At 52.4% G+C, this 246-nt stretch carries 1 pseudogene; it reads left to right on the top strand.

Features of this window, described 5'->3' with window-relative positions:
- Positions 1 to 51: 51 nt before the first annotated feature.
- Positions 52 to 246: pseudogene (locus QP934_RS11645) on the top strand (hypothetical protein); the annotation flags it as partial.

Here is a 246-nt window from a genome sequence, read left to right as displayed (position 1 = left end):
GAAAAGTTCGAATTGATGCGGCAGGAGAAGGCCAACTACAGCATCAAACGTATGGCACGGCTATTAAAAGTATCTCGGTCTGGATACTACAAATGGGCCCATACGCAGCAGAAGCGGCTATCCGGCGACGATGATCGCGCAGCATTCTACGACGATGTTGACCGCAAGATTCATCAGATTTGGTCGGACTCCGATCAGGTTTACGGTGCTCCGCGGATCACCGCAGAACTTACCGAGCGCTACCAC

The sequence above is a fragment of the Corynebacterium sp. MSK122 genome, from assembly GCF_030229435.2.
Classification (GTDB): Bacteria; Actinomycetota; Actinomycetes; order Mycobacteriales; family Mycobacteriaceae; genus Corynebacterium; species Corynebacterium marquesiae.
This window is presented reverse-complemented; position numbering and strand designations above follow the sequence as displayed.